Below are 23037 nucleotides of genomic sequence, written 5' to 3'. Positions count from 1 at the left end.
GCGTCCGGTATTCCGGCGCACGAGGGCGTGGGAGGGGCCGTTCGGGTTACGGCGGGACGATGAGTGCGGGGTCCGGCCACCTGGCGTACGGGAGAGCGCCGGGGCCCGAGCTGGTCGTAGTCACCGCTGATGGAGCCGCAGTCCCGGCCGCCGCCTATGGGGCGAGCAGTCCTCTCCGGGCAGGTCCACCCCGCCCCCTCCCCTGCCGATTGACCGCTCCATCTCGGCGGAAATACGGTAGAAGGCGCTTTCCGAAGGCGTTTCTGCCGTTGTTCCCTCAGGAGGGTCATGCCCAGCCCCCAGGCGCCGCGGGCCGTGTTCGCGATGGACCCGGTGCACCTCCCGTTGCTCTTCCCGCCGCCGCTCATGGCTCGGCTCCGGCGGGCGGCCGACGTCGACCCGGCGCTCGTCGTACGGGACTTCACCGATCCGGGGACGGCCGACGCCCTGGACCGGGCCGAGGTGCTGATCACCGGCTGGGGCTGCCCGTACCTGGACGCCGGCGTCCTGGCAGCGGCCCCGAAACTGCGTGCCGTCCTGCACGCCGCGGGCTCGGTGCGCAACCTGGTCGGCGAGGCCCTGTGGAAACACGGCGTCACCGTGTCCAGCGCGGTCACCGGCAACGCCCTGCCGGTGGCGGAGTACACGCTGGCGATGATTCTGCTGGCCGGAAAGGACGCCTTCGGCCACCGCGAGCGCTACCGCCGCACCCACACCGGGCCGACCCCCGCCGAGACCGCGGCCGACGGCAACCTCGGGCGCCGGGTCGGGGTCGTCGGGGCCTCCCGCGTGGGCCGCCGGCTCATGGAGTTGCTGCGGCCGTTCGACCTCACGGTCCTGCTGCACGACCCCTATGTCAGCATCGCCGAGGCCGCCGCCCTGGGGGCGGAACCGCTGTCGCTGGAGGACCTGCTGCGCCACAGTGACATCGTCAGCCTGCACGCCCCCGACATCCCCGAGACCCACCACATGATCGACCGGGCCCGGCTCGCCCTCATCCCGGACGGGGGCGTGCTGATCAACACGGCGCGCGGGGCGCTGGTCGACCAGGACGCGCTGACGGAGGAACTGGTCTCGGGGCGCCTGCGCGCGGTCCTCGACGTCACCGAGCCCGAGCCGCTGCCCGCGGGCTCCCCGTTGTACGAGCTGCCCAACGTCTTCCTCACCCCGCACATCGCGGGCTCGCTCGGCAACGAGCTCGAGCGGCTGGGTGCGATCGTCGTGGCGGAGCTGGAGCGGCTGGCCGAGGGGGTGCCGCCACTGCACGAGGTGCGGCACGCCGATCTGGCCCGGGTCGCCTGATACGCACAGCGGGACCGTTGTCCACAGGCCCACCGGCCAGGAGTGACGATGGGTTACGTTTTCCGAACCGGCGCGGGCGGGATCCGTGGCGGGGTGACCGCGCCACGACGTCGAAGGAGCCGCAACGGTGAGTCAGCGCAAGGCGCCCGGTGACGCCGGCCGGGCGACCATACGCGACGTGGCGGAGCGCGCCGGTGTGTCCGTGGCGAGCGTCTCGCGGGTGCTCTCGGGCAACTACCCGGTGTCGGACGAGCTGCGCCGGCGGGTGATGCGGGTCGTCCGCGACCTGGACTACGTGACCAACGCCCACGCCCGCTCCCTGGCCGGTGCCGGTACGCCGACGGTGGCGATCCTCATCGACAACATCACCGGCGCCTTCGCCCACGTGGCCCAGGGCGTCGAGAGTGCGGCCACGCTGCGCGGCTGGCTGTCGCTGGTGGGCACGACCGGCGACGATCCCGAGCGGGAGCTGACGCTGGTCAACCTCATGCGCAGGCAGGGCGTTGCCGCGGTGGTGCTGCTCGGCGGTGCGTGCGACCACGACGACTACCAGCTGCGGATGGCCCGGTTCGCCCGCTCCCTGGACGCGGCCGGATCCCATCTGGTGCTCGTGGGCAGGCCGCCCCTGCAGGACGGCGTCCCGGCCACGACGGTCGGCTACGACAACGAGGGCGGCGCCTACGCCATGGCCAGCCACCTGCTGTCGGCCGGCCACCGACGCGTCCTGGTGCTGCCCGGCCCCGCCGAACTGACCACGGCCCAGGGCCGGTTGAGGGGAGCACAGCGGGCCTTCGAGGCGTACGGCGCACCCTTCGATGCGGGCCTGGTCCGCCACGGCCCGTACGCGTACGCGCACGGCTACGCCGCCGTCGAGGCTGCCCTGCACGAGACGCCGGACTTCACCGCCGTGCTCGCCGGGACCGATGCGGTGGCCGCCGGTGCCATGCAGGCCCTGCGCGCCGCGGGGCTGCGGGTGCCGGAGGACGTCTCGATCGCCGGTTACGACGACATCCCGCTCGCCTCCCAGCTGACGCCCCAACTGACCACGGTGCACGTGCCGTACGAGGAGATGGGCCGGGTGGCGTTGCGCGCGGTGGCCGACCGGCGTGAGGGCGGCATGGGCCGCCGTGGGAGCGCCGACGGCGAGCACCTGGTGCTGGGCACCCACGTCGTCGTACGCAACTCCGTGCGGCCGCCTGCGATATCCCGCTAGACCCGCCCCCAGCCCGGCTCCGGTTCCGGCTCCCCTGACGGCCCTCCGAGGCCCTGGCGGGCTTGGGCCGATCCGTCCCCGACCCGGCTGGTACCGCGTGCGAGCACCGCCGCTCCGCCCCGGGAGCAGCCGGCCGCATGACATGAGGGGCGGCGACGGCCGGGCTCCTCCCCTCACGGGGTGCCCGGCCGTCGTCGCATGCGGTTGCCGTGTCCGGCTGTCGTAGGTGGTTCTCGTGTGCGGTTGTGGTCGTGTGCGGTCAGTCGTCGCCGTGGTGGCCGGCGGCACCCATGAAGGCTTCGACCACGTCCACGGCGCTGCCGTCGTGATCGCTGCCGGCGGTGCCACTGCCGGTCTGGACGTTGGCCGCGCGATCGACTTCGAGCCAGGAGTCGGCCTGGGAGTTGTCGATCACGGTGATCAGGCTTCCGGACGCGGCGGCGGGTACGGCTCCTGTCCCGAGCAGTGCCGCTGCCGCCGCCGCGGCGGCGAGGGCGGCCCGGGGTACGGCACCGGTCACGCGCCCACCTCCTCGGGGGTGCGCCGCTCGCGGGCGATGTTGCGTTCCAGCAGACTGGTGGAGGCCTTCACGCCCACCCCGCCGGCCGGGTCCACCTCCGGCAGCCGGCCGTCGGCCGCCTTCAGTTCGGCGAGCGCGGAGTCCATCGCCTCGTGCGCCGCGAACAGGCACGGGGTGCTGTAGATCGCCACGTCGACGCCGAGGTCGGACAGTTCGCCGAGGGACAGGCGGGGCGACTTGCCGCCGGCGATCTGGTTGAACAGCAGCGGCTTGCTGCCGACGACCTCGCGGATGCGCTTGATCCACTCGACGCTGCGCACGCCGTCCACCAGCACCACGTCCGCGTCGGTCGCGGCCAGCCGCTCGGCACGGTGCAGGATGTCGTGCTCCTCGGTTGCGTCCGTACGGGCGACGACCACCAGGTCCTTCCGGGCATCGAGGACCTGGTGCAGCTTCTCCAGGTACTCCTCCAGCGGCAGCACCTGCTTGCCGTCGGCGTGGCCGCAGCGACGTGGCCGCTTCTGGTCCTCCAGGATCACACCGGAGGCGCCGATACGCTCCAGGCCCTCCACGACGTGACAGGCGACCTCCGGGTCGACGTAACCGTCGTCGATGTCGACCAGCAGGTGGTGGTGCGGGAACGCCCCCCGCAGCCGCTGGACGAAGGCCACCATGTCCGGCCAGGCGATGAATCCGATGTCCGGCAGGCCGTAGTACGAGGCCGCGAACCCGAAGCCCGAGACGAACATCCCGTCGTAGTGCTTGGCCGCGATCGAGGCCGAGTACATGTCGTACACGCCGATCAGCGGTGTGGTCCCGGGCCCGGCGATGCGCTCGCGCAACTTCGTTCCGTAACTCAAGGTCCGGCTCCTCCTGTGGGTGGGTGACGCGGGGCCGGGCGGGCCACACCCGCCTGGACGCCCTTTGCCAAGACAAGAGCATCTCTAGATATTCATGTGACCTTCCATGTACACGTGCTTTACTCACTCCAATGGCGGAACCGGTTCACCGCAGAAACGTCACGCGGCCAGGGAGCACGGGTCGCCGGGGGCCTCGGCAGCATGCTCGGGCACTCCGCGTCGGGGGCGTGACGCGGCTCCAACTTCCTTGAGGCGCGGGGACGGTGGCCGTAGCCTCGCCGGGCATGAACGCCGTTCCCGCGCTCCTGGACCATCTCGTTCTCGCCACGCCCGACCTGGCGGCGACGGTCGCCGAGTTCGCGCGGCGGACGGGGGTGACGCCCGCGCCCGGCGGTGTGCATCCCGGCCTCGGCACGCGCAACCACCTGGTGGGCCTGGGCGGCCGGAGCTATCTGGAGATCCTCGGCCCCGACCCGGAGCAGCCCGAGCCCGCCGGGCCGCGGCCGTTCGGTGTCGACGGGCTGACGAGGCCGCGCACGCTGACCTGGGCGATCAGCCCGCCCGACCTGGACACGGCGATCCTGGTGGCCCGGGCACGGGGCCACGACCCCGGTCCGGTGCGCCCGATGAGCCGCCGCACCCCGGAGGGAACCGTGCTGCGGTGGCGGCTGACCCCCGGCCATGTGCATCCCTCCGGTCTGGTGCCGTTCCTGATCGACTGGGGCGACTCCCGCCATCCGGCGACCGAGGGCCTGCCCGTCACCCCGCTGCTGACGGTGTCCGCCTCGGTGCCGGAACCGGAGGAGGTGCGCAATGCGCTGGCGGCCCTGGACACCGGGCTGGCGCTCGTCACGGGACCGACCGCGCTCTCCTTCACCGTGGACACGCCCAACGGTCCGGTCACCTTCGGCTGAGCCGGCCGCCCTCCGGCGGCCGGTGTCCGATTCCTTCAAGACGGGGCGGTCCGCCCGTGCCTACGGTGGCGGCATGACCGCACAATTCGCGCTGATCGGCGTGGTGACCTCCGACATGGCAGCCTCGCTCGCCTTCTACCGCCGCCTCGGACTCGTCTTCCCCGAGGGATCCGAGGAGCAGCCGCACGTCAATGCCCAGCTGCCCGGCGGACTGGTCTTCGCCCTGGACACCGAGGAGACCATCCGTTCCTTCCACCCCGGCTGGCAGCCGCCCGAGGGCGGTGGCCGCGTGGGGGTCGCCTTCCGGTGCGGGTCCCCCGCCGAGGTCGACGCCCTGTATGAGGACCTGGTGACCGCCGGGTACCACGGCGAGCTGAAGCCGTGGGACGCCTTCTGGGGACAGCGGTACGCCACCGTGCACGACCCCGACGGCAACGGGGTCGACCTGTTCGCTCCGCTACCGGCCGCCGAGTAGCTCCCCGAGCGGCATGCCCGTCAACTCCCGCACCTCGCGGGCGAGGTGGGGCTGGTCGGCGTAGCCCGCGCGGACGGCCGTCTCGGCGTACGACGTCCCCGAGCGAGCCAGCGCCAGCGCCCGCTGCAGGCGCAGGATGCGGGCCAGGGTCTTCGGGCCGTAGCCGAACGCGCTCAGGCAGCGGCGGTGCAAGGTGCGGGTGCCGATGCCGAGTTCGGCGGCCGTGGTGGCCACCGGGCGGCCCTCGTCCAGTCGCTCCACGAGCCGGTGCAGCAGCGGGTCGGGGGCCGTGGTCCGCTCGGCCTGCTCCAGGGCGATGTCCTCCAGGGCCGTCGCCGGGTCGGGCGCCATCTCGACCCGGTCGCGCAGCCACCGGACCCGGGTGGCGGGCCAGAGGTCGGCCAGCTCGACCCGCAGGTCCCGCAGTTCGTGCGCGGGTACGCCGAGCAGGGTGGGCGCGGTGCCGGGGAAGAAGCGGACGCCCGCCCAGAAACGGGGTGGGCCCTCGGGGACGTAGGGGCGCGTGTCGGGGCCCGCGACCAGCAGGCGGCCCTCGCTCCACAGCAGATCCATGCAGCCGTCGGGCAGCACGGGTCCGTCACCGGCCCCGTCCGGGGTGTTCGTCCAGACGACCGCGCCGGTCAGCCGGGACGCCCGCTCCGCGTACACGGCGCCAGCCTACGTCGCCGACGACGCCCGGCGCCGGGCATGCGACCGCTCGCTCACCTCGGAGGCCGGGGACGCCGGGACCGCAGGGGACGCCGGGACCGCAGGGGACGCCGAGGTGCGTATCGCGCCGTTCGCCGCTGACTGCCGCCCCTCTGCCGGCGTGCCCGGGGCTCCTGGGGTGCCCGGGGAGTCGGGTGCGCCCTCGGTGCCGGGCGCGCCGAACAGGGGCAGGCCGTGCCGGGTGCGGAAACGGCGGGCGTAGGCGGCGCTGGCCAGGGCGACCAGGGCGAGCAGCAGGAGCGAGACGACTCGGGCGAGCAGCGGCACCGTGTCGGTGGGCAGCGTGGCGGCCGCGAGTGTGCCGACACCGCCGTCGAGCAGTTGCTCGGCGCCCCAGACCACGGTCAGGACACGCAGGCCCCGGCGGAACTCGGCGGAGTCCTGCCACATCTCCGCCCGTATCCGGGCTGCCGGGCCCCGGTGCAGTCGCTGACCCAGCTGGAAGGCCAGCGGCCTGGCGCTGAAGCCGGTGCCGAGCACCCAGCCGCCGACCACCAGGGACAGCGCCGCGTCCTTGAACAGCAGGACCCTCGTGCTGCCGCCGATCAGGGTGGTCAGCGCTGCGGCGGCGAGCAGCACCGTGAAGAACAGGTCCACGCCGTCGATGCGGCGCTGCCGCACCGCGCCCGTCACCAGGCGCAGGGCGGGTGGCGCGCCGCTGAGCAGCAGGGCCGGACCCTGGCCCGCACCCAGGGCGCGGGCCGCGTAGTAGACGAGGAGCGGCAGGACGATGTCGACGGCGATCGAGAGCAGCGGGCCGTGGGTCCACCTGCCCTTCCTCACCGCGCTGTCCCGCCGCCGTTCACGGCCTGCTGTGTCCACATTGCCCACCACCATGTCGTTCGCCTCCCCTTCGTGGCGACGCCCTCGCGACGAGGGCGGCACCAGGCCCGCCGCGCCGCCTGCCGGACGATCCCGGCCCGCGCAGAAACGCTAGGTCAGGCGCGGTGTCGGGCGGATCGGAGCACGGGTGGAGAGGTGGGTGGAAAGCGGGTGGAATGCGGGTGGAGCGCGGGATCACTCATCGGGTGGAGAGAGGCGGCAGAGTCTTCAGGGGCGCCGCTCAGGGCCGGCCCCCGCCGCGGCCGGAGCGGTGTTCCTGCGGGCTCACGCCGTACACACGCTTGAACGCGGTGGAGAGGGCGAACGCGCCGCCGTAACCGACCTGGCGGGCGATGGTGTCGAGGGTGAGGTCGGTGTCGCGCAGCCGGTCGGCGGCGAGGGCCAGCCGCCAACCGGTCAGGTAGGACATCGGGGGTTCGCCCACGAGGTCGGTGAAGCGGCGGGCGAGCGCCGCACGGGAGACCCCGGCCTTGGTGGCGAGCGCGGCCACCGTCCACGGGTGCGCCGGGTCGTCCTGCAGCAGGCGCAGCGCGCGCCCGACGACCGGGTCGCCCAGCGCCCGGTACCAGGCGGGGGCTACCGCCTCCGGCCTGGAGAACCAGGCTCGCAGCGCGCTGATGAGCAGCAGGTCGAGGAGGCGGTCCAGGACCACCTCCTGCCCGGGTTCGTCACGGACGATCTCCTCGGCGAGCAGGGGCGTCAGCGGGCAGGCCCACAGGTCGGCGGGGAGGGTGAGCAGGGGCGGCAGGGCGTCGAGCAGGCGCCCGCTGATCTCGCCGCGCATCGGATAGGTGCCGATCAGCATCACCGTGCCGGCGTCGGGGCGGTCGCCCCAGGTACGCACCCCGAGGTCCATGGAGCCGTTCAGGGAGGTGCCGTCGGGGTAGCGGCACTCGCCGCCGGGCAGGATCAGCGCCTGCGGTGCGGTGTCCGGCTGGTCGCCGCAGGTGTACGGGTCCGGGCCGCGGGCGATGGCCAGGTCTCCCGGTGCGAGCCGCACCGGCACGCCGTCCGCGTCGGCGGTGATGCAGGCGGTGCCGCGCGCAGCGGCGCCTCGTCCTCCACCCGCACGGACCACGGCGGGTCGAAGCAGGCCCGGATCAGAAAGGCTCCGTGCGCGCGTGGACCGTCCAGCAGACCCGCGAGTGCGTCCATGGGGGCAGCGTAGACGCACGCATATGGAGACGAGCGGTTCGACGATGTCGCCCGGCCCGGCACGGCAGTTGACTGACGGCCATGACGCAGAGCACGCAGAACACGCAGAACGCCCAGAACACGCAGAACGCTCAGGAAGCGCAGGACGCGCAGAGGAGCGGGCAGCGCGCGCCGGACGCGGCGGTGTCCACGGTGGTCGTGACCGGTGCCTCCGGCCGGACCGGCAGCCGGGTCGCGGCGGCGGCACGCGCGGCGGGTCTGGCGGTTCGCCCGGCCTCCCGCGCGCGTGGCTTCGACTGGCAGGACCCGAGCACCTGGGAGCCGGTGCTGGGCGGCGCCGACGCGGCCTACCTCGTCCACCCGTACGACGTGGGCGCACCGGACGCGCCGGATACGGTCGGCCGGTTCGCCCGAGCGGCGGTGGGGGCGGGCGTGCGGCGGCTGGTGCTGCTGTCGGCCCGCGGCGAGGAGCAGGCCCTGGCGACGGAGGAGGTGCTGGCGGAGTCGCGGGCTCGGTGGACGGTGGTACGGGCCGCGTGGTTCGCGCAGAACTTCAGCGAGGGGCCGCTGCTCGCGGAGTTGCGGGAGGGCGGGGAGCTGGTGTTTCCGGGCGGTGGGGCGGCACGGGAACCGTTCGTCGATGTGCGGGACGTCGCCGACGTGGTGGTGGCGGCGCTGACCGGCGGCGACCGGTATGTGCGGCGGACGCTGGAGGTGTCGGGGCCGCGGCTGCTGACCTTCGGTGAGGCGGTCGCCGAGGTCGCGGCGGCGGCCGGGCGGGAGCTGGCGTACCGGGAGGTGTCGCCGCGGGACTACGGTGCGCGGCTGGCCGGGTTCGGGGTGCCGCCCGAGGAGGCGGAGTTCCTGGTCGACCTGTTCGCCTCCCTGCTCGACGGGCGCAACGCACACGTCTCGGACGGCGTACGGCAGGTGCTGGGCCGGGCGCCGCGGGACTTCGCCGACTTCGCCCGCGAGGCGGCGGCGGCCGGGACGTGGCAGGCCTGAGACCGTCACGGGGCCGCGCGGAGGTCCGCGGCGGTTCCGGAACCGGTCCCGGAACTGTCGGGGTCCAGGGTGGTCCCGGACCGGCCGCACCCACCGGCGGACACTCACCCCCCGTCCCCATGCGGACCCCCGTCCCCATGCGCGACCCGACCGTCACTACTGCCGGTGTGCCGTGTCCTCGCCCCCGCCCGCCTCGTGCGGGTGCCGGCCGTTGGTCTTGTGGGAGTGGTGGGGGTGCTTGGCGTGGGCGCGCAGGCGGGACGTGACGTCCTCCGGGGGCAGGAAGCGGGACCAGCGCTCGGGGAACTCGGAGGGCATGTCGGGGTCGTCGGGGTCGACCTCGCGGCCCGCCGCGGCCCAGGCGACGTACTCGGCTACCTGGGCCTCCCGGATCCGCTCGTTGGCCGCGCGGGCCGCGGCCGTGGCGGCGGCGGGCCAGACCCGGTCGATGGCGGCGTTCACGGCCGCGCCGACGAGGACGGCGAAGGCCGACACACCGATCCACAGGAGGACGGCGACGGAGGCGGCGAGGGAGCCGTAGATGGTGGCGCCCTCGATGGTGTGCACGAGGTAGATCCGCAGCAGGAAGCTGCCGAGGACCCACATGGCCAGGGCGACGAGGGCGCCGGGGACGTCCTCGATCCACGGGGAGCGGACCGGCACGGAGACGTGGTACAGGGTCGTCAGGAAGGCGACGGACAGGACGATGACGACCGGCCAGTACAGGACCTGCACCACCGTCTCCGACCAGGGCACCACCCGTACCACCGCGTCCGGGCCCGCCACCATCAGCGGCAGCGCCACGGAGCCGATCAGCAGCGCCACGATGAACAGCAGGAACGACATCATCCGCGTCTTCACGATGCCCCGGACGCCGTCGAGGCCGTACATGACGGTGATGGTGTCGATGAAGACGTTCACCGCTCGCGATCCCGACCACAGGGCGAAGACGAAGCCGAGGGAGATGACGTCGGGCCTGCCGCCCTTCATCACGTCGTGCAGGATGGGCTGGGTGATCTCCTTCACGCCCTTGTCGGACAGGACCGTCCGCGAGGCCTCGAGGATGTTGGTCTCGAGGCTGTTGATGGTGTGGGCGCCGGTCCAGGTGTCGACGTAGGCGAGCAGCCCGATGAGGCAGAGCAGCAGGGGCGGCACGGACAGCAGCGTGAAGAACGCCGCCTCGGCCGCCAGGCCCAGGATGCGGTACTCCATGCAGGAGTTGACGGTGTCCTTGAGCAACAGCCAGGCGGTCCGGCGTTTGGAGACGTTCCGGTAGAGGGCTCTGGCCCGGTGGAGGCGACCGGCGGGCCGCTCGGGGGGTTCACTTGCTGGCTGCACGACCCAAAGGTATCCGCAGCGGAGGACCGCCCTCACCTTCCGGGCCGGATGACCGCGTCCGGCGCGCCAGGCGGTGCCGCTGTGCCACTCTGGAGGCCATCACCACCGCCGTTCCGGGTAGGTTCGCAATCATGGCAGGCCTCTCCACCCACACCGTGACGAACCAGCCGCCCCCGCTGGTCGGCCACGACGTCTTCGCCACCGACCTGGCCCTCGTGGAGGCCGTCGAGCGGCACACCGGTCCGGACGTGCTCGACGAGGTGCGTGCCGAGCTGTCCGCGCTGGGCCGCGCCGCGGGCTCGGCGCAGGTGCAGGAGTGGGGCGTGCAGGCGAACGAGCACCCGCCCCGGCTGCGCACCCACGACCGGTACGGCCACCGGATCGACGAGGTCGACTTCCACCCGGCCTGGCACCGGCTGCTCGGCAAGGGCGTCTCGGCGGGCCTGACCGGCGCCTGGACCCGGCCGTCGGGGCACGTGCGCCGGGCCGCCGGGTTCCTGGTCTGGACGCAGGCCGAGGCGGGCAACTGCTGTCCGCTGTCGATGACCCACGCGGCCGTGCCGGCGCTGCGCACCGACGCCGGGCTCGCCGCCGAGTGGGAGCCGCGCCTGACGTCCACGGTCTACGACCGGGAGCTGCGGCCCGCCGCGCGGAAGGCCGGGGCGCTCTTCGGTATGGGCATGACCGAGAAGCAGGGCGGCAGCGACGTCCGCGCGAACACCACCGAGGCCCGGCCGCTCGCCGAGGCCGGCACGTACACGCTGACCGGGCACAAGTGGTTCTGCTCGGCCCCGATGTCGGACGCGTTCCTCGTCCTCGCCCAGGCCCCGGACGGTCTCACCTGCTTCCTGGTGCCGCGCGTCCTGCCGGACGGCACCCGCAACGTCTTCCTCGTCCAGCGGCTGAAGGACAAGCTGGGCAACCGTTCCAACGCCTCCGCCGAGGTGGAGTTCGCGGGCACCTGGGCCCGCCGGGTCGGCGAGGAGGGGCGCGGGGTGCGGACGATCATCGAGATGGTCGCGGCGACCCGGCTGGACTGCGCGCTCGGCTCGGCGGGCCTGATGCGGCAGGCGGTGGCGCAGGCCGTCCATCACTGCACCTACCGGGAGGCCTTCGGCGGCCGGCTGGTCGACAAGCCGCTGATGCGCAACGTCCTCGCCGACCTGGCGCTGGAGTCCGAGGCCGCGACCGCGCTCGCGCTCCGGCTCGCGGCCGCCTACGACGACGGCGGCGAGCGGGAACGTGCCTTCCTGCGGCTTGCGGTGCCAGCCGCCAAGTACTGGATCACCAAGCGCTGTGCGCCCCTCGCGGTCGAGGCGGCGGAGTGCCTGGGCGGGAACGGCTACGTCGAGGAGTCGGGCCTGCCCCGGCTGGTACGGGAGTCGCCGCTGAACTCCGTCTGGGAAGGCGCCGGGAACGTGCAGGCGCTGGACGTGCTCCGGGCCCTGCAGCGGGAGCCGGGCGCGCTGGACGCCTGCCTGACCGAGATCGGCCGGGCGCACGGCGCCGATCACCGCCTCGACCGCGCCGTGAAGGACCTGTTCACCGAACTCGCCGACCTGGACGCCGTCGAGGGCCGGGCCAGGCGGCTCGTGGAACGCCTTGCGCTCGTCCTCCAGGGCTCCCTGCTGATCCGGTTCGCCCCGCCGGAGGTAGCAGACGCTTTCTGCGCGTCCCGCCTGGGCGGCGACCACGGGGCGTCGTTCGGCACCCTGCCAACGGGCCTGGATCTGAAGCCGATTGTGGAACGGGCGCGTCCGGTCTCTTGAGCGCGGGGTGCGGTGATGCACCCGGGGGCGCGGGGACCGGCGCGAGCAACCGCCCGCGCCCTACGGCCGCCGGCGCACCGCCACCAGCGAAACCGGCCACGTCCCCGGAGGGGGTGGTGCTGCGCCGACACGGCACCACCCCCACCACACGGGCCCGTTGAGCCCGCGGACGCGACAAGTCTCGGCCACCCTCCGGCCGTCCACCAGGGTTGCAAGGGGTTGCAACTTGTCGCGGCACGTGTGTGGAGTGTCTGCCTCCGGCCTGCTCGGAGCGGCACTATGAGAGGCACAGCCGGTCCGGAAACCGCCGCCCGGACAGCTTGACAACTTTGTTCGACGCCCCTCCCGGAGGCCCCCGTGGTGAACCCGCCGATGAACGTCGCGCGCCTGGCCGCCGTGGACGCGCCCCTGGCGGCGCGGCTGCTGAGCGAGGTACGCGACGCCACACTTGCCGGTCAGCGGGCGAGGATCGCGCCCCGGCCGGTGATCGAGCAGTCCTGGGGCCGCATGCTGCGCAGTGGTGTCGATCCCGACCACGACTTCCGGTCCGGGCTGCTGTCCTTCGACGAAGTGCGGCGCCGGCGCGAAGAGTCGCCGCTCAGGCATGTCCTGCCGGTGCTGCGTGAGGGGCTGCTTTCGGTCGCCGATGTCGCCCAGCACATCATGGTCGTCGCGGACTCCGACGGACGGGTGCTGTGGCGGGAGGGCGCATCCCCGGTGCTGCGCAAGGCGGACGGGCTCGGCTTCGAACTGGGTGCGGACTGGCGGGAGGACGTCGTCGGCACCAACGGGATCGGTACCCCGGCGGTCGTGCGACGGCCCGTGCAGGTCTTCGCCGCCGAGCACTTCGTCCGCTCGCACGCCTCCTGGACGTGTACAGGCGCGCCGATCACCGATCCCAGGGACGGGCGGCTGATCGGTGTGGTGGACGTCAGCGGTCCGCTGGAGACCATGCACCCGGCGACCCTCGCCTGGGTGGACTCGGTGGCCAAGCTGGCCGAGGCGCGGCTGCGGGAGGTGCACCTGAACTCGCTGGAGCGGCTGCGGTCGGTGGCGGCTCCGGTGCTGGCCCGGCTGGACGGGCGGGCTCTGGTGGTGGACCGGGACGGCTGGACGGCGGCCGTGTCGGGGATGCCGTACGTGCGGCGCGTCGCACTGCCCAAGTCGCTGGCGCCGGGCCACCGGTGGCTGCCGTCGCTGGGTTCCTGCGCGGTGGAGCCGCTGGCCGGGGGCTGGTTGCTGCGGGTGGCCGAGGAGCCGCTCGGGACGGCCACGCGGATCGTGCTGGACCTGGCCAGGCCGGGCCGAAGCACGCTGACGGTCTCCGGCTCGGCGGGGTCGTGGTCGCGTGAACTCAGTCCCCGGCACGCCGAGTTGCTGTACCTGCTCGCCGCCCACCGGTCGGGCCGGGGCGCGGCGGCGCTGGCCGGGGATCTGTTCGGGGACCCCTCACGTACGGTGACGGTACGGGCAGAGATGTCCCGGATCCGGCGGTATTTCGGGGAGCTTCTCCAGCATCGGCCGTATCGTTTTCGCGAGGACGCGGAGATCGAGGTGCGGCTCCCCGACGACCCTCGTGACCTGCTGCCTTCCTCGATGGCACCGGCGATCACGCGGAGCCGGTCGGCCGCTCGGGGCGGCGGGTCCGCGGTTGGATGAGCGTGTCTTCCACATATGTACGGGGTCTTCGCCCTGCGCGGGCCGTGACTGCCGTAGCATCCCCTAGGGGCCTTTGCGGCTGTCTCTTGCGTCAACGTAGGGATCATCAGGCGCAGTTGGCCCACCGGCGGCCGGCGTGCCTCGGCGGTGAAGGAGCCCTGGAAGAGGGGACGACGAGATGAAGCAACGCGGCAGACATCGCCGGCGCAGGCGGGGCGCCGCACTGCGCGCGGTCCTGACCGGGACCGCGCTGGCGCTCACCGCGGCCGCCACCCTGATCAGCGTCTCCCAGGCGGACGTCACCGACAGCCCCGGTGCGCTCCGGGCGCTCTCCTCCCCGGCGCAGACCGGCCGGCTCCGGCTGGAGGAGCATCTGGTTCCCGCCCGCTCGTTGAACCGGCTGTCCGCCGCGATGGGCGGTCCGGTCGGGGTGGACGCCGTCCTGGCGAGCGCCGACCGCGGGATGCGCGAATCCGCCGACTGCTCCTCTTCCGACCGCGCGTCGCTGCCGGTCGCGCCGGCCGCCACACGTGCCTACTGCTGGGACCGGGCGGACACCGCCGGCACGGACTGGCGGCCGGCGTCTGTGAGCACGTCCGGGGACGCCGACGACGACGGGGTGTGGGGTGCCCACCGGGTGGTGCTCGCCGGCTGGACCCACAGCACCACCACCGGCCGCACCGCCGAGCGGGGCCTGGCCAGGGTGGCCTTCGTGAACGCCGACGACTCCACCCGCCTGGCCTACCGCTGGGTGCTGCTGGTGGTGCCGGTCGACGGCGGCCGTGACTACCGGGGCCTCGGCTCCGGGATCTCCGGGATGGTCTGGTACAAGGACAAGCTGCTGGTCACCGCCAGGACCGGCGGCGCCGACGCGCTGTACGTCTACGACCTCGACCGGATCCAGCGCACCAGCGTCGACGGGGCCGCGATCGGCCGGGTGCCCGGTGGCTGGTCCGCCGACGGCTACCGGTACGTGATGCCCGCGATCGGCTCGTACCGTTTCACCGCCGGCCGCTGCGCCCGCTCCGGGCCGCCCTGCCCCGGCGCGCTCGCCCTCGACCGGGGCACCGTGCCCGACAGCCTGGTCGCCGCGGAGTGGACCGCGCCGGACGGTGACCGCGGCGCCCGGCTGTGGCGGTACGCGTTCAGTACGGATCCCGCGCGCGGCGGACTGCTCGCCACGGACTCCGCGGGGCGGGTGGAGGCGGTGGAGTCGTACCGGACGCGGGCGGCCGGCATCCGGGGCGTGCTGTCGTACCGGCGGCCCGGGTCGGAACAGCCGTCCTGGTATGTGGGACATCTGCCCGGTTCGCAGGACGGGCACGGCGGCCTGTGGCGGCAGGACGCCACGGGGGCGAAGGGCGCGCACTGCGGCGCGGACGCCTCACACCGCTGCTGGGCGCGGTCGGCGGGGTCGTTGTCGTACTGGCAGGAGACGGGCGAGGTCTGGTCGCTGTCCGACCGGATGCTCTTCGCCGTGCCCCTGGCGGAACTCGACCGCTCGCTGGGGTGACCCGGTCGATCGACAGACCGTGCGCCGGGATGGTTCCCTGGCCCGCATGAGCAGCGTCCCTGTCACCACCTGGTCCCTGGAGCAGACCTCGCCGGCCGACCTCCTGCCCGCCGCCGTGCCCGACGGCGACGTCCGGATCGTCCGCGCCGAGGTTCCCTCGCCCGAGTTCAGCCGCTTCCTCTACGCCTCGGTCGGCGGCGACATCCGCTGGATCGACCGGCTGGGCTGGACGTACGCCCGGTGGCAGGAGCATCTGGAGCGGCCGGGTGTGGAGACCTGGGTGGCCTACGACCGCGGCACCCCGGCCGGCTATGTGGAGCTGGACCCGCAGGACGAGGGCGTGGTGGAGATCGTCTACTTCGGGCTGATCCCCGCCTTCCGCGGCCGGCGCATCGGCGGCCATCTGCTGTCGTACGGTACGGCCCGCGCCTGGGACCTGGCCGAGCGGTGGCCCGAGCGGACGCCGACGAAGCGGGTGTGGCTGCACACCTGCAGCAAGGACGGCGAGTTCGCCATGGACAACTACCAGCGGCGTGGCTTCAAGCTGTTCGACACCAAGGTCGAGCTGGAGCCCGAGGTGCCGACGCCGGGGCCGTGGCCCGGTGCATACCCGGCCTGACCTGCCGGGACAAGCCTTCCCGCACGGCATGTGAGCGACGACACTCTTGTCCCACATTGCGGGACAAGGGTGTCCGCATGATGGATAAAGCTGGACTGTGTCCAGATCGCCGTGACACGCTTCCGTCATGTCTGGAACTGGAATTGCCTTGGTGAGTCGGCGGCACGTCGACCTCGGCCGCATGTCCAGCGCCATCTGTCCGGCGAGCTGACCGCCCCAGCACCGCCGCGAACCCCCTGCCTGATTTTTCCTTGCGCAATGCCGCGCACGCCTGTCCGCGTGCGCGGCATATGTGCAGGTGAGAGCCGATTCCCACCGGTCCCGAAGGACGTAGAACCATGGCCGCCACTCCGCCGAACCCCGCCGCCTCCGCGCCCCGCCGCAAGGTGAGCCGTCACCGTGGTGAGGGTCAGTGGGCGGTGGGCCACTTCACCCCGCTCAACGGCAACGAGCAGTTCAAGAAGGATGACGACGGTCTCAATGTGCGGACACGCATTGAGACGATCTACTCCAAGCGCGGCTTCGACTCGATCGACCCCAACGACCTGCGCGGGCGGATGCGCTGGTGGGGGCTGTACACCCAGCGCCGGCCCGGGATCGACGGCGGCAAGACTGCGATCCTGGAGCCGGAGGAGCTGGACGACGAGTACTTCATGCTGCGGGTGCGGATCGACGGCGGGCGGCTGTCGACGGCGCAACTGCGGGTGATCGGTGAGATCTCGCAGGAGTTCGCGCGAGGCACCGCGGACATCACCGACCGGCAGAACGTGCAGTTCCACTGGATCCGGATCGAGGACGTCCCGGAGATCTGGGAGCGCCTCGAGGCCGTCGGGCTGTCCACAACCGAGGCCTGCGGTGACACGCCCCGCGTGATCCTCGGTTCGCCGGTCGCGGGCATCGCCGCGGACGAGATCATCGACGGCACCCCGGCCGTCGAGGAGATCCACCGCCGGATCGTCGGCAACAAGGCGTTCTCGAACCTGCCCCGCAAGTTCAAGTCCGCGGTCTCCGGCTCGCCGCTGCTGGACGTGGCGCACGAGATCAACGACGTCGCGTTCGTGGGCGTGAACCACCCCGAGCACGGGCCCGGCTTCGACCTGTGGGTCGGCGGTGGCCTGTCCACCAACCCGAAGATCGGTGTGCGGCTCGGCGCGTGGGTACCGCTGGACGAGGTCCCGGACGTCTACGAGGGCGTCATCTCGATCTTCCGTGACTACGGCTACCGGCGCCTGCGTACCCGTGCCCGCCTGAAGTTCCTGGTCGCCGACTGGGGTGCGGAGAAGTTCCGTCAGGTGCTGGAGGACGAGTACCTGAAGCGGAAGCTGGTCGACGGTCCGGCGCCCGCGCAGCCCGTGGAGCGCTGGCGCGACCATGTGGGTGTGCACCGGCAGCAGGACGGGCGGTTCTACGTCGGCTTCGCGCCGCGCGTCGGCCGGGTGGACGGCACCCTGCTGTCCAAGATCGCCGACCTCGCCGAGGCGCATGGCTCGGGCCGGGTCCGCACCACGGTCGAGCAGAAGATGATCGTGCTGGACGTCGAGGAGGCGCAGGTCGAGTCACTGGTGGCCGGCCTGGAGGCGCTGGACCTGTCGGTCAGCCCCTCCCCGTTCCGGCGCGGCACCATGGCCTGCACCGGCATCGAGTTCTGCAAGCTCGCCATCGTGGAGACCAAGGCGCGCGGCATCTCGCTGATCGACGAACTGGAGCGCCGCATCCCGGACTTCGACGAGCCGATCACCATCAACATCAACGGCTGCCCGAACGCCTGCGCCCGTATCCAGGTGGCGGACATCGGTCTCAAGGGCCAGCTCGTCCTGAACGACAAGGGCGAGCAGGTCGAGGGCTTCCAGGTGCACCTCGGCGGCGCGCTGGGCCTGGAGCCGGGCTTCGGCCGCAAGGTCCGCGGTCTGAAGGTCACTTCGGAGGAACTGCCCGACTACGTCGAGCGGGTCCTCAAGCGCTACCAGGCGGAGCGCGAGGACGGCGAGCGGTTCGCGACCTGGGCCGCGCGGGCTTCCGAGGAGGCGCTGTCGTGAGCGAGCGGGCCGCGCCCTTCTACTGCCCCTACTGCGGTGACGAGGACCTGCGTCCCCACGAGGCGGGTCACGGCGCCTGGGAATGCGCGGCGTGCAACCGCGCATTCCAGCTGAAGTTCCTGGGGCTGCTCGCCCGGGGGCTGCAGCGAGCCGACAACGGAGGGGACGACCGGACATGACGACGACTCAGGAACAGCGTAGGACCGAGGAGTTGAAGGCGCTCGCCGAGCGGGCGGGCCGCGATCTGGAGGACGCCTCCGCACTGGAGATCCTGCGGTGGGCGGTCGACACCTTCGGCACGAGGTTCTGCGTCACCTCGTCCATGGAGGACGCCGTGGTCGCCCATCTCGCCTCGCGCGTGCTGAAGGGCGTCGACGTCGTCTTCCTCGACACCGGCTACCACTTCCCGGAGACCATCGGCACCCGGGACGCCGTGGAGGCCGTGATGGACGTCAACGTCATCACCCTCACGCCGAAGCAGACGGTCGCCGAGCAGGACGCCGAGTACGGTCCGAAGCTGCACGACCGCGACCCGGACCTGTGCTGCGCGCTGCGGAAGGTCAAGCCGCTCGAAGAGGGGCTGAAGAGCTACCAGGCGTGGGCGACCGGCCTGCGCCGCGACGAGTCCCCGACCCGGGCGAACACCCCGGTCGTCGGCTGGGACGAGAAGCGGCAGAAGGTCAAGATCTCCCCGATCGCCCGCTGGACGCAGGACGACGTGGACGCGTACGTCGCCGAACACGGTGTCCTCACCAACCCGTTGCTGATGGACGGCTACGCCTCCGTCGGCTGCGCCCCGTGCACCCGGCGGGTCCTGGAGGGCGAGGACGCACGCGCCGGCCGCTGGGCGGGCCGCGCCAAGACCGAGTGCGGGCTGCACGGATGACGAACCATCACGATCCTCAGGAGAACCACGTGACCACCGGAGCCACCGTCTGGCTCACGGGTCTGCCGAGCGCCGGCAAGACCACCATCGCGTACGAGCTGGCCGGCCGGCTGCGCGCCGAGGGCCATCGCGTCGAGGTGCTCGACGGGGACGAGATCCGCGAGTTCATCTCGGCGGGCCTCGGCTTTTCCCGCGAGGACCGGCACACCAACGTGCAGCGCATCGGCTTCGTCGCCGAACTGCTGGCCCGTAACGGCGTCAAGGCGCTGGTGCCGGTGATCGCGCCCTACACGGACAGCCGGGACGCGGTGCGCAAGCGGCACGCGGAGAACGGGACGTCGTACCTGGAGGTCCATGTGGCGACGCCCGTCGAGGTGTGCTCGGTGCGGGACGTGAAGGGGCTGTACGCCAAGCAGGCGGCGGGCGAGCTGGCCGGGCTGACCGGCGTGGACGACCCGTACGAGGAGCCCGAGACGCCGGACCTGCGGATCGAGTCGCAGCACCAGACCGTGCAGGAGTCCGCGGCCGGCGTGTACGCCCTGCTGAGCGAGAGGGGACTGGCATGACCACGGTCGCCACGGTGAAGGACGGCACGGGCAGCCCGTACGCCCTGTCGCACCTGGACGCGCTGGAGTCCGAGGCGGTGCACATCTTCCGTGAGGTGGCGGGCGAGTTCGAGAACCCGGTGATCCTGTTCTCCGGCGGCAAGGACTCGATCGTCATGCTGCACCTGGCGCTGAAGGCCTTCGCCCCGGCGTCCGTGCCGTTCTCGCTGCTGCAAGTGGACACGGGGCACAACTTCCCTGAGGTGCTCGAGTACCGGGACCGCACCGTCGAGAAGCACGGTCTGCGCCTGCACGTGGCCTCCGTCCAGGACTACATCGACCGGGGTGTGCTCAAGGAACGGCCCGACGGCACCCGTAATCCGCTCCAGACCCTCCCCCTGACGGAGAAGATCCAGAGCGAGCGGTTCGACGCGGTCTTCGGCGGTGGCCGCCGGGACGAGGAGAAGGCCCGCGCCAAGGAGCGGGTGTTCTCGCTGCGCGACGAGTTCTCCCAGTGGGACCCGCGCCGCCAGCGCCCCGAGCTGTGGAACCTGTACAACGGCCGGCACGCGCCGGGCGAGCACGTCCGGGTCTTCCCGCTGTCCAACTGGACCGAGCTGGACGTCTGGCAGTACATCGCCCGCGAGGGCATCGAGCTGCCGCAGATCTACTTCGCGCACGAGCGCGAGGTGTTCCAGCGGGGCGGTATGTGGCTGACCGCCGGCGAGTGGGGCGGCCCCAGGGACGGCGAGAGCGTCGAGAAGCGGCTCGTGCGCTACCGCACGGTCGGTGACATGTCCTGCACGGGCGCCGTCGACTCCGACGCGACCACGCTGGAGGCCGTGATCACCGAGATCGCCGCCTCCCGGCTCACCGAGCGGGGCGCGACCCGCGCCGACGACAAACTGTCCGAGGCCGCGATGGAAGACCGCAAGCGCGAGGGGTACTTCTAAGCATGAGCACGACCACGACCGAGGCGCTCTCGGCCACCACGCTGCTGCGGTTCGCCACCGCCGGCTCCGTCGACGACGGCAAGTCCACGCTCGTCGGACGGCTGCTGCACGACTCCAAGTCGGTCCTCACCGACCAGCTGGAGGCCGTGGAGCGGGCCTCCGCGAGCCGCGGCCAGGACGGCCCGGACCTCGCGCTGCTCACCGACGGCCTGCGCGCCGAGCGGGAGCAGGGCATCACCATCGACGTGGCGTACCGCTACTTCGCCACGCCCCGGCGCCGGTTCATCCTGGCCGACACGCCCGGCCATGTGCAGTACACCCGGAACATGGTCACCGGTGCCTCCACCGCCGAGCTGACCGTGGTCCTCGTCGACGCCCGCAACGGCGTGGTCGAGCAGACCCGCCGGCACGCGGCGATCGCGGCGCTGCTGCGGGTCCCGCACGTCGTCCTCGCGGTCAACAAGATGGACCTCGTCGGGTACGAGGAGACGGTGTTCGCCGCGATCGCCGAGGAGTTCACGGCGTACGCGACCGAGCTGGGCGTGCCCGAGGTCACCGCGATCCCGATCTCGGCACTGGCCGGCGACAACGTGGTGGAGCCGTCCGCGAACATGGACTGGTACGGCGGCCCCACGGTCCTGGAACACCTGGAAACCGTTCCCGTGAGCCATGACCTGGCGCACTGCCACGCCCGGCTGCCCGTGCAGTACGTGATCCGGCCGCAGACCGCCGAGCACCCGGACTACCGGGGCTACGCGGGCCAGATCGCGGCCGGCACCTTCCGGGTCGGCGAGGAGGTCACGGTCCTGCCGTCCGGGCGGACCACGCGGATCTCCGGTATCGACCTGCTCGGCGAGCCGGTGGACGTGGCGTGGACGACGCAGTCGGTGACGCTTCTGCTCGAGGACGACATCGACGTCTCGCGCGGCGACCTGATCGTTCCCACAAAGGACGCGCCGGCCACCACGCAGGACGTGGAGGCGACCGTCTGCCATGTGGCCGACGAGCCGCTGACCGTCGGCCACCGGGTGCTGCTCAAGCACGGCACCCGCACGGTCAAGGCGATCGTGAAGGACATCCCGTCCCGCCTCACCCTCGACGACCTGTCCCTGCACCCGCACCCGGGCCGGCTCGTCGCCAACGACATCGGCCGGGTGAAGATCCGTACCGCCGAGCCGCTGCCGGTCGACTCCTACGCCGACTCGCGCCGCACCGGTTCCTTCATCCTGATCGACCCGAGCGACGGCACGACGCTGACCGCGGGCATGGTCGGCGAGTCGTTCGCCTCCCCCGAGCCGGTCAAGGACGCGGCCGGGGACGACGGCTGGGACTTCTGACATGACGACGACCGACGTCTACTCGACGTTCGCGAAGGAGGGCGGCCGCGTCGGCAGCGGCGCCCTCGGCAGCGGGCAGGGCGGAGTGGCGCGATGTGTGCGCTGACGTACGCGCACCGCTTGCGCGCCCCGTCCCCCCACCCGACGTCCCGGAAGCGACGAAGACCCTTTGCCGAACTCCCGGCCACGACCTGAGAGACCGTGACCGCCGGGCCAACGAGAGGAAACCCTCCCGTGCCTGCCAACCGCTCGAAGCTGTTCCGTCGCGGCATAGCCGCGCTCGCCGCACTCCCCCTGCTGACCCTCGCAGCCTGCGGCTACGGGTCCGAGTCCAAGAACGACGACACCACCAAGGTCGCCGCCGGCGCCAAGAAGATCGACGGACTCGACTCCGTCAAGATCGGCTACTTCGGCAACCTGACCCACGCGACCGCACTCGTCGGCCGTCAACAGGGCATCTTCCAGAAGGACCTGGGCGCCACCAAGGCGGACTACCAGATCTTCAACGCGGGCCCGTCCGAGATCGAGGCCCTGAACTCGGGCTCCATCGACATCGGCTGGATCGGCCCCTCCCCCTCGATCAACGGCTACACCAAGTCGGACGGCAAGAGCCTGCGCATCATCGGCGGTTCGGCCTCCGGCGGTGTGAAGCTGGTGGTGAACCCGAAGAAGATCACGTCCCTGAAGGACGTCAAGGGCAAGAAGATCGCCACCCCTCAGCTGGGCAACACGCAGGACGTGGCGCTCCTCAACTGGATCGCCGAGCAGGGCTGGAAGGTCGACGCCCAGAGCGGCAAGGGTGACGTGTCCGTCGTCCGCACGGACAACAAGGTGACCCCGGACGCCTTCAAGTCCGGCTCCGTCGACGGCGCCTGGGTGCCGGAGCCGACCGCGTCCAAGCTGGTCGCCGAGGGCGGCAAGGTGCTGCTGGACGAGTCGTCCCTGTGGCCGGACAAGAAGTTCGTGATCACGAACATCATCGTGCGGCAGGACTTCCTCAAGCAGCACCCGAAGGCGGTCGAGGCCGTGCTGAAGGCCTCGGTCGAGGCCAACAAGTGGATCAACGCCAACCCGGACCAGGCGAAGGCCGCGGCGAACAAGCGGCTGGCGGCGGACTCCGGCAAGGCCCTGCCGGGAGACGTCCTGGACCCGGCGTGGAAGTCCATCCAGTTCACCGACGACCCGCTGGCGTCCACCCTCGACACCGAGGCGCAGCACGCGGTGAAGGCCGGCCTGCTGGAGAACCCGAAGCTGGACGGGATCTACGACCTCACCCTCCTGAACAAGGTCCTCAAGGCCGAGGGTGACAGCGCCGTCAGCGACGCCGGGCTCGGCGTCAAGTAACCCCCGTAGCCGATGAGTTCCC

General features: G+C 72.2%; 22 protein-coding genes and 1 pseudogene. 17 read left to right on the top strand and 6 right to left on the bottom strand.

Annotation, left to right across the window (positions count from 1 at the left end; genetic code table 11):
* Nucleotides 1-288 precede the first annotated feature (288 nt).
* Nucleotides 289-1302 (top strand): hydroxyacid dehydrogenase, encoded by a 1014-nt coding sequence (locus ACZ7HQ_RS07665; RefSeq protein ID WP_470986087.1) that lies wholly within the window; start codon nt 289-291, stop codon nt 1300-1302.
* A 127-nt stretch (nt 1303-1429) separates the two neighbouring features.
* On the top strand, nt 1430-2515 hold the full coding sequence (locus tag ACZ7HQ_RS07660; RefSeq protein WP_470986085.1) for a LacI family DNA-binding transcriptional regulator: 1086 nt from the start codon (nt 1430-1432) through the stop codon (nt 2513-2515).
* A gap of 259 nt (nt 2516-2774) precedes the next feature.
* Here the strand turns inward: ACZ7HQ_RS07660 and ACZ7HQ_RS07655 are convergent, their stop codons facing one another.
* Nucleotides 2775-3035 (bottom strand): hypothetical protein, encoded by a 261-nt coding sequence (locus ACZ7HQ_RS07655; protein ID WP_470986083.1) that lies wholly within the window; start codon nt 3033-3035, stop codon nt 2775-2777.
* Nucleotides 3032-3895 (bottom strand): isocitrate lyase/PEP mutase family protein, encoded by an 864-nt coding sequence (locus tag ACZ7HQ_RS07650; protein ID WP_470986082.1) that lies wholly within the window; start codon nt 3893-3895, stop codon nt 3032-3034. Before ACZ7HQ_RS07650 ends, ACZ7HQ_RS07655 begins: the two co-directional genes overlap by 4 nt.
* Nucleotides 3896-4179: 284 nt before the next feature.
* Between ACZ7HQ_RS07650 and ACZ7HQ_RS07645 the strand changes: the two genes are divergently transcribed.
* On the top strand, nt 4180-4809 hold the full coding sequence (locus ACZ7HQ_RS07645; RefSeq protein WP_470986080.1) for a VOC family protein: 630 nt from the start codon (nt 4180-4182) through the stop codon (nt 4807-4809).
* A gap of 73 nt (nt 4810-4882) precedes the next feature.
* Nucleotides 4883-5284: a VOC family protein gene (locus ACZ7HQ_RS07640; protein WP_470986077.1), complete on the top strand. Its 402-nt coding sequence runs from the start codon at nt 4883-4885 to the stop codon at nt 5282-5284.
* Here the strand turns inward: ACZ7HQ_RS07640 and ACZ7HQ_RS07635 are convergent.
* The 3 genes and pseudogenes from ACZ7HQ_RS07635 to ACZ7HQ_RS07625 all read right to left on the bottom strand — a co-directional run bounded on the left by ACZ7HQ_RS07635 (nt 5267) and on the right by ACZ7HQ_RS07625 (nt 8011).
* Nucleotides 5267-5953, bottom strand: coding sequence for a helix-turn-helix transcriptional regulator (locus ACZ7HQ_RS07635; RefSeq protein ID WP_470986074.1), 687 nt, complete (start codon nt 5951-5953; stop codon nt 5267-5269). The two genes, ACZ7HQ_RS07640 and ACZ7HQ_RS07635, sit on opposite strands and share 18 nt — an antisense overlap.
* Nucleotides 5954-5962: 9 nt before the next feature.
* Nucleotides 5963-6850: a VC0807 family protein gene (locus ACZ7HQ_RS07630; RefSeq protein ID WP_470986071.1), complete on the bottom strand. Its 888-nt coding sequence runs from the start codon at nt 6848-6850 to the stop codon at nt 5963-5965.
* Nucleotides 6851-7076: 226 nt separating this feature from the next.
* Nucleotides 7077-8011, bottom strand: a pseudogene (locus ACZ7HQ_RS07625) (AraC family transcriptional regulator).
* A gap of 81 nt (nt 8012-8092) precedes the next feature.
* On the opposite strand from ACZ7HQ_RS07625, the gene ACZ7HQ_RS07620 reads away from it, so the two are divergent.
* Nucleotides 8093-9016 carry an NAD(P)H-binding protein gene (locus tag ACZ7HQ_RS07620; RefSeq protein WP_470986068.1) on the top strand — a complete coding sequence of 308 codons (924 nt, stop codon included), beginning with the start codon at nt 8093-8095 and terminating at the stop codon, nt 9014-9016.
* Between the two features lie 156 nt (nt 9017-9172).
* Here ACZ7HQ_RS07620 and ACZ7HQ_RS07615 read toward each other — a convergent pair whose 3' ends face one another.
* Nucleotides 9173-10354, bottom strand: coding sequence for a YihY/virulence factor BrkB family protein (locus ACZ7HQ_RS07615; RefSeq protein ID WP_470986066.1), 1182 nt, complete (start codon nt 10352-10354; stop codon nt 9173-9175).
* 131 nt (nt 10355-10485) lie between these two features.
* Between ACZ7HQ_RS07615 and ACZ7HQ_RS07610 the strand changes: the two genes are divergently transcribed.
* The 12 genes from ACZ7HQ_RS07610 (at nt 10486) to ACZ7HQ_RS07555 (ending at nt 23015) form a co-directional block, all read left to right on the top strand.
* The gene (locus tag ACZ7HQ_RS07610; RefSeq protein ID WP_470986064.1) at nt 10486-12123 is read left to right on the top strand and encodes an acyl-CoA dehydrogenase family protein; all 1638 of its coding nucleotides are present in this window, start codon (nt 10486-10488) and stop codon (nt 12121-12123) included.
* A 372-nt stretch (nt 12124-12495) separates the two neighbouring features.
* Nucleotides 12496-13782, top strand: a complete 1287-nt coding sequence (locus ACZ7HQ_RS07605) for a GAF domain-containing protein (RefSeq protein ID WP_470986061.1) — start codon at nt 12496-12498, stop codon at nt 13780-13782.
* Nucleotides 13783-13960: 178 nt separating this feature from the next.
* Nucleotides 13961-15295 (top strand): hypothetical protein, encoded by a 1335-nt coding sequence (locus ACZ7HQ_RS07600; protein ID WP_470986059.1) that lies wholly within the window; start codon nt 13961-13963, stop codon nt 15293-15295.
* Nucleotides 15296-15341: 46 nt separating this feature from the next.
* Complete coding sequence (locus ACZ7HQ_RS07595) at nt 15342-15914, top strand: GNAT family N-acetyltransferase (RefSeq protein ID WP_470986056.1); 573 nt, start codon at nt 15342-15344, stop codon at nt 15912-15914.
* Between the two features lie 127 nt (nt 15915-16041).
* A complete protein-coding gene (locus tag ACZ7HQ_RS07590) occupies nt 16042-16125 on the top strand; it encodes a putative leader peptide (protein WP_309486338.1) in 84 nt (27 codons plus the stop codon).
* Between the two features lie 127 nt (nt 16126-16252).
* A complete protein-coding gene (locus ACZ7HQ_RS07585) occupies nt 16253-17950 on the top strand; it encodes a nitrite/sulfite reductase (RefSeq protein ID WP_470986054.1) in 1698 nt (565 codons plus the stop codon).
* Entirely contained in the window at nt 17947-18129 is a 183-nt protein-coding gene (locus tag ACZ7HQ_RS07580; RefSeq protein ID WP_470986052.1) for a hypothetical protein, read from the top strand. Before ACZ7HQ_RS07585 ends, ACZ7HQ_RS07580 begins: the two co-directional genes overlap by 4 nt.
* Entirely contained in the window at nt 18126-18836 is a 711-nt protein-coding gene (locus ACZ7HQ_RS07575; RefSeq protein ID WP_470986049.1) for a phosphoadenylyl-sulfate reductase, read from the top strand. The genes ACZ7HQ_RS07580 and ACZ7HQ_RS07575 overlap by 4 nt, the downstream gene beginning before the upstream one ends.
* A gap of 29 nt (nt 18837-18865) precedes the next feature.
* Nucleotides 18866-19402, top strand: a complete 537-nt coding sequence (gene cysC / locus ACZ7HQ_RS07570; protein ID WP_470986047.1) for an adenylyl-sulfate kinase — start codon at nt 18866-18868, stop codon at nt 19400-19402.
* Nucleotides 19399-20334, top strand: a complete 936-nt coding sequence (gene cysD, locus ACZ7HQ_RS07565) for a sulfate adenylyltransferase subunit CysD (protein ID WP_470986044.1) — start codon at nt 19399-19401, stop codon at nt 20332-20334. The genes cysC and cysD overlap by 4 nt, the downstream gene beginning before the upstream one ends.
* Before the next feature lie 2 nt (nt 20335-20336).
* Nucleotides 20337-21671: a sulfate adenylyltransferase subunit 1 gene (locus tag ACZ7HQ_RS07560; RefSeq protein WP_470986042.1), complete on the top strand. Its 1335-nt coding sequence runs from the start codon at nt 20337-20339 to the stop codon at nt 21669-21671.
* 234 nt (nt 21672-21905) lie between these two features.
* Complete coding sequence (locus ACZ7HQ_RS07555; protein WP_470986040.1) at nt 21906-23015, top strand: aliphatic sulfonate ABC transporter substrate-binding protein; 1110 nt, start codon at nt 21906-21908, stop codon at nt 23013-23015.
* The last annotated feature ends 22 nt before the right edge of the window (nt 23016-23037 follow it).

The organism is Streptomyces sp. NPDC037290 (genome assembly GCF_055603245.1).
Note: the sequence above shows the minus strand (reverse complement) of the source record. Positions and strands in the feature narration are given on the sequence as shown.

Coding starts and splice junctions, on each gene's coding strand:
- ACZ7HQ_RS07665 (WP_470986087.1), top strand. CDS start 289: ATGCCCAGCCCCCAGGCGCCGCGGGCCGTGTTCGCGATGGACCCGGTG.
- ACZ7HQ_RS07645 (WP_470986080.1), top strand. CDS start 4,180: ATGAACGCCGTTCCCGCGCTCCTGGACCATCTCGTTCTCGCCACGCCC.
- ACZ7HQ_RS07640 (WP_470986077.1), top strand. CDS start 4,883: ATGACCGCACAATTCGCGCTGATCGGCGTGGTGACCTCCGACATGGCA.
- ACZ7HQ_RS07630 (WP_470986071.1), bottom strand. CDS start 6,850: ATGGTGGTGGGCAATGTGGACACAGCAGGCCGTGAACGGCGGCGGGAC.
- ACZ7HQ_RS07620 (WP_470986068.1), top strand. CDS start 8,093: ATGACGCAGAGCACGCAGAACACGCAGAACGCCCAGAACACGCAGAAC.
- ACZ7HQ_RS07610 (WP_470986064.1), top strand. CDS start 10,486: ATGGCAGGCCTCTCCACCCACACCGTGACGAACCAGCCGCCCCCGCTG.
- ACZ7HQ_RS07605 (WP_470986061.1), top strand. CDS start 12,496: ATGAACGTCGCGCGCCTGGCCGCCGTGGACGCGCCCCTGGCGGCGCGG.
- ACZ7HQ_RS07600 (WP_470986059.1), top strand. CDS start 13,961: ATGAAGCAACGCGGCAGACATCGCCGGCGCAGGCGGGGCGCCGCACTG.
- ACZ7HQ_RS07595 (WP_470986056.1), top strand. CDS start 15,342: ATGAGCAGCGTCCCTGTCACCACCTGGTCCCTGGAGCAGACCTCGCCG.
- ACZ7HQ_RS07590 (WP_309486338.1), top strand. CDS start 16,042: ATGTCTGGAACTGGAATTGCCTTGGTGAGTCGGCGGCACGTCGACCTC.
- ACZ7HQ_RS07585 (WP_470986054.1), top strand. CDS start 16,253: ATGGCCGCCACTCCGCCGAACCCCGCCGCCTCCGCGCCCCGCCGCAAG.
- ACZ7HQ_RS07575 (WP_470986049.1), top strand. CDS start 18,126: ATGACGACGACTCAGGAACAGCGTAGGACCGAGGAGTTGAAGGCGCTC.
- cysD (WP_470986044.1), top strand. CDS start 19,399: ATGACCACGGTCGCCACGGTGAAGGACGGCACGGGCAGCCCGTACGCC.
- ACZ7HQ_RS07560 (WP_470986042.1), top strand. CDS start 20,337: ATGAGCACGACCACGACCGAGGCGCTCTCGGCCACCACGCTGCTGCGG.